Source organism: Aestuariivirga sp. (assembly GCF_044239095.1).
Taxonomy (GTDB): domain Bacteria; phylum Pseudomonadota; class Alphaproteobacteria; order Rhizobiales; family Aestuariivirgaceae; genus Aestuariivirga.
Genome location: NZ_JBIICB010000198.1, coordinates 1 through 8,082, shown reverse-complemented (window position 1 = coordinate 8,082; position 8,082 = coordinate 1). Strand labels below are relative to the sequence as shown.

Sequence of the window (8,082 nt, the reverse complement as noted above, 5' to 3'; positions counted from 1 at the left end):
CGCGAGGGCGCTCCGCACCGCGGCCACGAAACGCGATCGCACCGTCAACGGAACGGCGCCGTCGATCAGAATGGCCGTGCAGTCCAGAACCGCCATCACGCCGGCTGCGGCGACCGCCACTTCGGTAGCCGCCCGTTCCATCCAGCGCTCCAGTGCCGGTCCAGCACCCGCCCAGCCGGCAAGGTCCCGCCAGAGCAGTTCCGGGTCGCCTCCGTCACGCTGGATCTCGCGCTCGAGTGCTGCGAGCGAGGTCGCATGCACGAGCTGTTCCGATGCGCCTTCCGCGGAGGTGACAGGAAGGGAAGCAAAGGCCCCGGCATTGCCCCGGCGGCCTAGGTAGAGATTGCCGTTAAGAACGATCCCGCCGCCGATGAAATAGCCGAGATAGAAATAGGCGAAATCGGAGAGGTCGCGTCCGCGGCCGAACAGCAGTTCTGCGGCACAGGCGGCGGAGGCATCGTTGCAGAAGTGGACCGGCCATGGAAACAGCCTGGCGATTTCGGTCTGGAGGTCGAAATCCCTCCACGCCATCAGAACCTCGTGCGGCGCGCCCGCATCTTCGGCCCAGTTCCACAGCTCGAAGGGGGCGGCGATTCCGATTCCTGAGATCCGTTCGCGCTGGCGTTCCGAAAGCCCGCGTGTGAGTTCTTCGACGCCCGCCGAAAGAAAGCCGATGATCTCGGCAGGCGACGGGAAGGCATAGGGCCGGTGGATGGTGTGCCGGACATGACCGGCGAGGTCGAGCAGCATCAGGTCGCCCGATCTTCGGCCAACCTTCAGGCCGATCGAAAACGCACCCTCCGGCTCGAGTTCGAACGGCACCAGCGGCTGGCCAACCTTGCCACGCCTAGGCGTGCGCCGCGTGAGCAGTCCATCGGCCTCCAGCTGGCGCACGATCACCGAAACGGTCTGGGCTGAAAGCCCCGTGAGGCGGGCCATCTCGGCCTTGGGCAATTGCCCGTGCAACCGTACGAGCGACAGGATCAGCCGTTCGTTGTAGAGCCGCACGCCCGTCTGCGTGGTGCCGCGCGACAAGGCGGGGGCCGTCGCGCCCCTCGTGCCGCCGCTGGACCACTCCATCGCCATTTCCGGTTAATCCTCATGCAGGGGCGCTCAGATTTCCAGCAGCCAGCCGGGCCTGTCAATCAATAAATCAACCCGGTTTATTTATTGACAGCCGTCATTTTTTGCGTTGAGAATGCGCCACGTGCAGGGAGAAGGACGAACCGTCTCCTCCCGCACCGGTAGAATGTCGAATTCGATCCAACCCATCGAACGGGTTAACAAATCAACGGGAGGACCCTCGTGAAGACCATATTCAAAGCAGCTTTGCTCGGAGCGGCCGCAACCGCCCTTTTCTCCGTCACTCCGGCCATGGCCGCAGGCGGCGTCTGCCTCATCACCAAGAACAACACCAACCCCTTCTTCGTGAAGATGAAGGAAGGCGCGGAAGCCAAGGCCACGGAACTGGGTCTCGAATTCCAGGCGTTTGCCGGTAAGGTTGACGGTGACGCCGGCCCCCAGATCGAAGCCATTGAGAACTGCGTCGCAGGCGGCGCCAAGGGCATTCTGATCACGGCGTCGAACGACTCGGTCATTCCCGCCCTCAAGACCGCCCGCGCCGCCGGCGTCCTGGTGATCGCGCTCGACACCCCGATCGGCGACAAGGAAGCAGCGGATTCGACCTTCGCCACCGACAACTTCGAAGCCGGCGTGCTGATCGGCAAGTGGGCCAAGGCCCAGATGGGCGATGCCGCCAAGGATGCCAAGATCGGCATGCTGAACATCAACAAGGATAACATCTCGGTTGACGTTCTGCGCGACACCGGCTTCCTCACCGGCTTCGGCATCGAAGTGCCGAATCCCAAGGTGCTGGGCTCCGAGACCGATCCGCGCGTGATCGGTCATGAGACCTCGAACGCCAACCCCGAGGGCGGCCTCAAGGCGACGGAGAACCTCCTCGCCAAGGAGCCGAACATGAACCTGATCTACACGATCAACGAGCCGGCTGCCGAGGGCGCCTTCCAGGCCATGAAGGCCGCGGGCAAGGAGACGCAGGCACTGATCGTCTCGGTCGACGGCGGCTGCCCCGGCGTGAAGAGCGTCAAGGACGGCGTCATCGGCGCCACTTCCATGCAGTTCCCGCTGCTCATGGCGTCGAAGGGCGTGGAAGCTGTCGCGGCCTTCGCCAAGGACGGCACCAAGCCGGCCAACACCGAAGGCCTCGACTTCTTCAACACCGGTGTGCAGCTCATCACCGACAAGCCGGTTGAGGGCCTCCCCTCTGTCACCTCCGAGGAAGGCCTGAAGCTCTGCTGGGGTTGATCCCCGCAGCCAGCTTCTGAGATTGGCAGCAATTGGAGGGGCGGCTCCCGCCGCCCCTCCCACCAATGAGCGGAACGAAATCCGCTATTTCGAAGATCGGGAGGGAAGATGAGCGAAGGAAGCCAGCCCACCAAGTCCGTCGCAGACTATGAAGCGACCCTGAGCAAGGCGGACACGTCCGTCGCCTCATTCGAACATGAACAAGTGACGGCGCTGCAAAAGCTCCGGATCTTCCTGCAGACATTTCCCGTCGCTGTTCCAATTTTCGTCCTCATCCTGTCCCTCGTCCTGTTCGGCTTCACCACCGATGGCCTCATCTTCAGGCCCGGCAACCTGTCGACGATCCTGAAGCAGATAACCCCGATCGGCATCGTGGCGATCGCCCAGACCATCATCATCCTCACCGCCGGCATCGACCTGTCCATTGGCGCCATCATGGTGCTGTCCACCATCGTCATGGGAAAGCTCGGGGTACAGCTGGGCCTGCCGGAACCGCTGGCGATTGCCATCGGCTTGTTCGCCGGTGCTGTGATGGGCTACATCAACGGCGTGCTGGTCACCAGGCTGCGATTGCCGCCCTTCATCGTCACCTTGGGCACGCTCTACATCTTCCAGGCGCTCAAGCTCTGGTATTCCGGCTCCGAATCGATCCGCAACGTCGATACCGAAGCCGCGGCCCCGATGCTGATCTTCTTCGGCAACGTGATATCGGTGGGAGGGTTCCAGATTCTCTACGGAACCATCGCCTTCCTGCTGCTCGCCATCATCATGACCTATGTGCTGAAGCACACCGCATGGGGGCGTCACGTCTACGCCGTTGGCGATGACCCGAATGGCGCCATGCTGTCCGGCGTCCGGACGGACAAGGTGCTGCAGTCTGTCTATGTCGTGGCGGGGGTCATCGCAGCCTTCGCCGGCCTCGTCCTCATCGGGCGCGTCGGCGGAACCATCACGCCGCTCGCTGGCGAGACCGCCAATCTTGACTCGATCACCGCCGTGGTGATTGGCGGCACTTCGCTGTTCGGCGGGCGTGGATCCATTGTCGGCTCGGTGCTGGGAGCCATGATCGTCGGCGTATTCCGCTTCGGCCTGTCGCTCTCGAAGGTCGATGTGCTCTGGCAGGATTTCACCGTGGGCGTCCTCATCATCGCCGCAGTGGCCATCGATCAATGGATCAGAAAGGCATCCTCGTAGCTTCGCATTGCGCAGCCTTCGAACAACTCACCCAAGCACAGGTGCCAGCCATGTCAAACAGCCCGACCGCCACCGCCGCGAACAGTCCCGACCCCATCCTCACCACGCGCAACCTGGTTAAGCGTTATGGCCGGGTCACCGCGCTTGATCATGCAGACTTCGATCTCTACCCCAATGAGATCCTCGCCGTCATTGGTGACAATGGAGCTGGCAAGTCCACCCTCATCAAGGCGATTTGCGGCGCCGTGGCGCCTGACGAGGGCGAGATCAGGCTCGAGGGCAAAACGGTCAATTTCAAGTCTCCCCTGGACGCGCGTAACGCTGGCATTGAAACGGTTTACCAGAACCTCGCGCTCTCGCCCGCCCTCTCCATTGCCGACAACATGTTCATGGGCCGTGAAATCCGCGTGCCGGGCATGATGGGCTCGCTCCTCAAGAAGCTCGATCACAAGGCGATGGAGAAGATCGCCCGTGACAAGCTCAGCGAGCTCGGCCTCATGACCATCCAGAACATCCGCCAGGCGGTTGAAACCCTTTCTGGCGGCCAGCGCCAGGGTGTGGCCGTGGCGCGCGCCGCCGCCTTCGGTTCCAAGGTCGTCATCATGGACGAGCCGACGGCCGCCTTAGGGGTCAAGGAATCGCGCCGGGTTCTGGAACTCATCCTTGACGTGAAGCGCCGCGGCCTGCCGATCGTACTGATTTCCCACAACATGCCGCATGTCTTCGAGGTGGCGGACCGGATCCACGTGCACCGGCTGGGCCGGAGGCTCTGCGTCATCAATCCGAAGGACTTCACAATGTCGGACGCGGTGGCCTTCATGACGGGCGCCAAGGTTCCGCCGCCGGAGATGATGGCGGCCTGAAAACCCCTACACGAAGCCTGCGGAATGGGGCATAAGTCCCGCTTCCAAAAGCGGGACTTCACGTGATGGCCACAGGCGGCAACAAACTCCTCTTCGAACTTTACCGCACCATGCGGCGCATCCGCACCTTTGAGGAGCGGGTCAACGAACTCTTCGTGCGCGGACAGTCCGCGGGCTCCATGCTCCATATGTCGATCGGTGAGGAAGCGATCGCCGGCGTGTGCCGTGCCATGGAGCAAGGCGACAGCTTCACCACCCACCACCGCGGCCACGGCATCTTCATCGCGCGCGGCGCTGACCCCAACCGCATGATGAGCGAGATCGCCGGCAAGGCAGACGGCTACTGCTCCGGCAAGGGTGGCTCCATGCACATCGCTGACATGGCTTTGGGTGCACTGGGCGCCAATGCCATCGTGGGCGGTGGCATTCCGCATGTGGTGGGTGCTGGCATGTCCTACCGCAATCGCAAGCTGCCGCATGTGTCTGTCGCCTTCTTCGGCGATGGCGCCTCGCAGCAGGGCATTCTCTACGAGGCGATGAACATGGCCGCACTCTGGAAGCTGCCGGTGGTGTTCTGCTGCATCAACAACCAGTATGGCATGGGCACCCGCATCGACCGCGCCGCAGCCAACACAAACCTCCATGAGCGTGCCATCGCTTGCGGTCTCAATGGCCATGAGGTCGACGGCGGTGATGTGGAGGCCGTGCACGAGGCAGCCGAGCGCATCATCACCGCCGCGCGCCATGGCCGCCCCGGCTTCCTGACCGTCACCTGCTACCGCCACTTCGGTCATGCCCGGCTGGACAAGAGCCCCTACCGCGACGAGGCGGAGGAGCTCGAAGGACGCAAGCGGGATGCGGTGGCCAATGCGCGCGACGCGTTGATTTCCCGCAAGCTGGCCGATGGTGGAGTGCTGGACGGTCTCGACAATGAGATCGCCGCAGAGATGAACGCCGCCGTCGAACATGCCATTGCCGCGAAGCCGCCCGCCGATGATTCGATGTTCCGTGATGTCTTTGCTGAGGGAGAGCCAAGCCCCAGGCCGCTTCGCCAGCACCTGTCCATGATCCTTGGGGAGGCACGCTGATGGCCATGATCGAAACCACCTACCGCGATGCGCTGCGCCAGGCGTTGATCGATGCGATGAACGAGGATCCCTCCGTCTTCCTGATGGGTGAGGAGGTCGGCCGCTATGGCGGCGCCTATGGCGTCACCAAGGGCCTTCTCGACATGTTCGGGGAACACCGCGTGGTCGACACGCCGATTGCAGAGGCAGGCATCGTCGGTGCTGCGGTGGGGGCCGCGATGACGGGTTCGCGCCCGGTGGCGGAACTCATGTACATCGACTTCGCCGGTCTCACCATGGACCAGGTGGCGAACCAGGCCGCGAAGAGCCGCTACATGTTCGGCGGCCAGATCGGCGTTCCCATGGTGCTGCGCATGCAGGGCGGCACCGGCCGCTCGGGCGCGGCGCAACATTCCCAATCGCTCGAGTCGTGGTTCACCCATGTGCCGGGCCTGCGCGTCGTCATGCCCGCCACGGTGAATGATGCCTATCACCTGCTCCGCATGGCGCTCAAATGCCCGGACCCTGTGATGTTCATCGAGCACAAGAGCCTTTATGTGCGCAAAGGCGAAATGGATCCGGAGAAGCCCGATGCCGCCTGGGGCCAGTCCGTCATCCGCCGGGAGGGGTCGGACTTCACCATCGTCACCTATTCGAAAATGGTCTTCGAAGCACTCGCCGCAGCGGAGACGCTGGCGCAGAGCGGTGTTTCGGCGGAAGTCGTCGACATCCGCTGCCTCAACCCGCTCGACGACGAGACCTTCATCCGCTCGGTCATGAAGACCGGCCGCGCCATGGTGGTCACCGAATCGGTGATGACGTCAGGCTTCGCCGCAGAACTTTCCGCGCGCATCTCGGAACGCTGCTTCGACTATCTCGAAGAGCCGGTGCTGCGCGTTGCAGGCGAGGACATTCCCATCCCCGTGTCCCCTGCGTTGGAACGCGGTGCCGTGCCCTCGGCTCAGCTTATCGCGGAAACGGGTCTCTGGCAGGTGAGGAGGATCGCTCCGTCATGGGCCGCGTGATTGATATGCCGCTCCCCCGCCTGGGGGAGACGATGGAAGAAGGCCGCATCGGCCTCATCATCAAGAAGCCGGGCCAGGCCTTCAAGCGCGGTGAAACGCTGCTCGAAGTCGAGAGCGACAAGACCACGGTGGAAGTGCCGGCCCTGCAGGACGGCATCCTCATCGAATGGCTGGTCGACAGCGACCAGATGGTGCCGGTCGAAAGCGCCATCGCACGAATCGAGATCGAGGGGGAGGCGGTGGCCGAAGCCAAGCAGCCCGCAGCGCCGGCTGCAGCAGCGGCGCCCTCTGCCGCTCCCATGCCGCGCTTCGTGCCGCTGGCAACAGGAACGCGTCCGCGCGCCTCGACAGCTGCGCGTGCCGCGGCCCGCCGGAAGGGCATCGACCTCGCAACGCTGCAGGGCAGCGGGCGCAACGGGCGTGTCTCGCGCGCTGATCTTGACGCGGCCCTGCGCCCGTCGCGCGCGGCCTATCATGTGGAAACGCCGCATGGCCGCATCTTTTTCCGTGAGTGGCCGGCACAGGGCCAGCAGAAGGGATCCGTGCTGCTTCTGCACGGCCTCTTCGCCGATTCGCAGAGCTTCACCACGCTGGGCCGCAAGCTCGCCAGCCGGGGCTATCGCGTCTATGCGCCCGATCTTCCCGGCCATGGCGAAACCATCTCCTCTGCCGCCACGCTAGCTGACATGGTGCAGGCCATCGCCGCCAGCCTGCCCGCCGTGAGGCTCCACCTGCTCGGCCATTCCTTCGGTGCGCTCGTTGCGGCCCGCCTGGCGGACCGCGCCTTGTCACTCACCCTCCTGTCGCCCGCCGGCTGCGGGGAAGAGGTCAATGGCGAATTCCTCGGTGCCATGCTGGGCGCGCGCGTCGATCACGCCTTGTCCTTTCTGGGTGAAAGCGTCCCGCCGGAAGCTCAGGCATCCCTTGCTGAACATCTTGCGGCCCATGGTGCGCAGTTGAAGGAAATCGCCGGAGAGTTTGCAGCGGATGGACGCCAGAAGCTCTCTATCCTCGCCGCGCTGAAGGCGGCAAGCGTGCCGGTGCGGGCGGTGTTCATGCGGGATGACTCGGTGATCCCCGCGCAGCATGCCTTGAGCCTGCCTTTCAACGTGGCAAGCCGCATTCTCCCCGGCGCTGGCCACCTGCCGCACTGGCGCGCGCCTGATGCCATGGTGGACCTCATCGACCAGGTCTGATCAGCGCGGCGTCTTCTTCTCCTGCGCGCGCTTGTGCGCGGCCAGCGCCATCAGCCGCCGGTCACGCCATTGCGTGGCCGCGCCCAGCCTGTCGGACGGAACGTCCGCCCGCCGCTCCGCATCAAGCGTCGCGCCGATGGTTTCTGGCCACGGCTTGGCCGCAGCCTGCTGGTCGCCCACGCGGCGGATCGTCAGTCCATAGCGCATGAGGTAGTCGGCCACGCCCTGCGGCGCATTGAGGTCAATGGTTTCAATGGGTCCCATGAAGCTCCAGCGCAGCGCGAGCCCATCCTTCACCGTCTTGTCGAGGTCTTCGGCTGAAACATAGCCCTCCGCAATGAGGCGGAAGGCCTCGTTCAGTACCGCCAGTTGCAGGCGGTTCAATATGAAGCCCTCGATCTCACGCTTCACC

At 64.0% G+C, this 8,082-nt stretch carries 8 protein-coding genes; 6 read left to right on the top strand and 2 right to left on the bottom strand.

Features of this window, described 5'->3' with window-relative positions; translation table 11 throughout:
* Window positions 1-1,080: ROK family protein (locus ACILRA_RS16110; protein WP_395663096.1), on the bottom strand; the 1,080-nt coding region annotated here is incomplete at its 3' end.
* Between the two features lie 225 nt (window positions 1,081-1,305).
* Between ACILRA_RS16110 and ACILRA_RS16105 the strand changes: the two genes are divergently transcribed.
* The 6 genes from ACILRA_RS16105 to ACILRA_RS16080 all read left to right on the top strand — a co-directional run bounded on the left by ACILRA_RS16105 (window position 1,306) and on the right by ACILRA_RS16080 (window position 7,670).
* A complete protein-coding gene (locus ACILRA_RS16105) occupies window positions 1,306-2,325 on the top strand; it encodes a substrate-binding domain-containing protein (protein ID WP_395663095.1) in 1,020 nt (339 codons plus the stop codon).
* 108 nt (window positions 2,326-2,433) lie between these two features.
* Window positions 2,434-3,519: an ABC transporter permease gene (locus tag ACILRA_RS16100; protein ID WP_395663094.1), complete on the top strand. Its 1,086-nt coding sequence runs from the start codon at window positions 2,434-2,436 to the stop codon at window positions 3,517-3,519.
* Between the two features lie 50 nt (window positions 3,520-3,569).
* Window positions 3,570-4,382: an ATP-binding cassette domain-containing protein gene (locus ACILRA_RS16095; RefSeq protein WP_395663093.1), complete on the top strand. Its 813-nt coding sequence runs from the start codon at window positions 3,570-3,572 to the stop codon at window positions 4,380-4,382.
* 65 nt (window positions 4,383-4,447) lie between these two features.
* Entirely contained in the window at window positions 4,448-5,470 is a 1,023-nt protein-coding gene (locus tag ACILRA_RS16090; protein WP_395663092.1) for a thiamine pyrophosphate-dependent dehydrogenase E1 component subunit alpha, read from the top strand.
* Between the two features lie 5 nt (window positions 5,471-5,475).
* On the top strand, window positions 5,476-6,474 hold the full coding sequence (locus ACILRA_RS16085; protein WP_395663097.1) for an alpha-ketoacid dehydrogenase subunit beta: 999 nt from the start codon (window positions 5,476-5,478) through the stop codon (window positions 6,472-6,474).
* The gene (locus ACILRA_RS16080; protein WP_395663091.1) at window positions 6,462-7,670 is read left to right on the top strand and encodes an alpha/beta fold hydrolase; all 1,209 of its coding nucleotides are present in this window, start codon (window positions 6,462-6,464) and stop codon (window positions 7,668-7,670) included. The genes ACILRA_RS16085 and ACILRA_RS16080 overlap by 13 nt, the downstream gene beginning before the upstream one ends.
* Here the strand turns inward: ACILRA_RS16080 and ACILRA_RS16075 are convergent.
* Window positions 7,671-8,082, bottom strand: a 412-nt coding sequence (locus tag ACILRA_RS16075) for a 3-hydroxyacyl-CoA dehydrogenase family protein (RefSeq protein WP_395663090.1), incomplete at its 5' end; no start/stop codon positions are given.